At 46.8% G+C, this 1,875-nt stretch carries 1 protein-coding gene and 1 pseudogene; one reads left to right on the forward strand and one right to left on the reverse strand.

Features of this window, described 5'->3' with window-relative positions; all coding sequences use genetic code 11:
* Positions 1-404 (reverse strand): annotated as a pseudogene (locus tag Q4488_RS18670) (isocitrate lyase); the annotation flags it as partial.
* Positions 405-575: 171 nt separating this feature from the next.
* On the opposite strand from Q4488_RS18670, the gene Q4488_RS18675 reads away from it, so the two are divergent.
* Positions 576-1,508 (forward strand): LysR family transcriptional regulator, encoded by a 933-nt coding sequence (locus Q4488_RS18675; RefSeq protein ID WP_303582102.1) that lies wholly within the window; start codon positions 576-578, stop codon positions 1,506-1,508.
* Positions 1,509-1,875: the final 367 nt, after the last annotated feature.

The raw sequence follows: 1,875 nt of genomic DNA on the forward strand, positions 1-1,875 counted from the left end.
GTGTAGAGCTCTTCGATCAGTGAAGCAACCGAGGTTTTCTCGTGCATAGACTGATCTGGCAGCGGACCGAACTCAGAACGCAGCGCAGCAACCATCCAACCAGACAGGTAGAGGTAACGACGATCGGTGCTGTTGAAGTGTTTCTTGATAGAAATCATCTTCTGTTGACCGATAAAGCCATGCCAGCAACCCAACGATTGAGTGTACTGAGAAGAATCGTTATCGTAACGCTCCATGTCTTTACGCATGATAGCAGCGGTGTATTTTGCGATATCTAGGCCGGTTTTGAATTTATTCTGGGCACGCATACGGGCAGCGTATTCAGGGTTGATAGCGTTCCAAGCAGAGCCGTAGGTCTCTTTAAGGGCTGCAACGGTTTCAATATCTTTATTCAAAGTAGACATGGCGCTTCCTTCTCTCTATTAATTGGCAGCTTTAAAGCTGCTCTGTTATTTAATATGAGGCTATTCTATGTGGATGATTAACATAAAGGAAATAAATGGTTATTATAGGGAGTATTCATTCAGTGAATGCTTATTCCGTAATTGTTCAAAGCAGCGTAAGGCGGGCCTTTAGTGAACCTTGATAAAATAGACCTCAATCTTTTAGTGTACTTAGATGTCTTGCTACGGGAACGAAATGTCACTCGTTCGGCAAGCCTGTTAGGCATTACTCAGCCAGCCATGAGCAATGGATTACGTCGCTTACGCGACACTTTCAGCGACCCTTTACTGGTGAGAACCAGTGAAGGTATGGCGCCGACCGAGAGGGCGCAAGCGCTACAGCCTCTGTTGCGTCAGATCTTGTCATCCATTGATCAAGTTATTGAGCCGAGTAGTGCCTTTGATGCGCGTTGCAGTGATCGAGTGTTTCGTATTATGACCAGCGATTATGGTGAATCAACGCTGGTGCCTCGATTGTTAACGCGGTTAAGTCAGCAGGCTCCGAATATTGTGTTAGATATTCTGAATCCCAGTGATATGAGCTTTACCGAGGTGGAGCAGGGTTTAGTTGATTTAGTGATTAACCGTTTTGACACCATGCCACAGGCGTTTCATCAGAAAACCCTGTGGACGGATAGTTTTTCCTGTTTATTTGCCGTCGATAATCCGATTTCGCATAACTTTTGTCTCGAAACCTATCTACAAGCGAAGCATGTTTGGGTGAGTAAGACGGGCATGGGGGCAGGTATGGGAATCACCCCTAAAGATATTAAGCGCTTAGGCTGGGTCGATGAGGCACTGGAGAAAGCGGGACATAGCCGACAGATAACGGTGTTTACGCGCCACTATCAATCGGCGGTATTGATGGCACAGCAAAAAGGCCTAGTCGCCACGGTGCCGACTCGTGCGGCTACCGCTGATTCAGATAATCCGCGTTTGATTATCAAGAAACCACCGTTTCCTATTCCCGGCTTTGAGTTGAAAATGGCTTGGAGTCCACTGCTGCAACATAATGTTGCGCATCAGTGGTTAAGAAAGTTGATTACTGAGGTCGCGCAGGCTTGATAATTCTGCGGCGTTAGACGAGTCGTTGTTGTAGTTATAGTAGTTGCTGTCATCGCTGTGATTTCTGTCGGTGCGATAAGCGGCTGAGGATGCCCGTATGATAAGACGGAGTGACAGCAAGTCGTGTGAAGCAAGTCGTGTGACAGAAGATTGTAGGGCATAGAGTACGCGATGGCCTCAATGCTAAGGGTTATTCTATTAACCGAGTAAGATAACCGCAAAAAGGGCGCCGTAGCGCCCTTCATTTAACCGATCAGTATTAGAACTGATTCATGGTGTTGTCTTCACCAGCTGCTTTTAGAGCGGCTTCACCAGCGAAGTATTCTTTATGATCATCGCCCATATCGGAACCAGCCATGTTCTGATG

Source organism: Amphritea sp. 1_MG-2023 (assembly GCF_030547545.1).
Lineage (GTDB): Bacteria > Pseudomonadota > Gammaproteobacteria > Pseudomonadales > Balneatricaceae > Amphritea.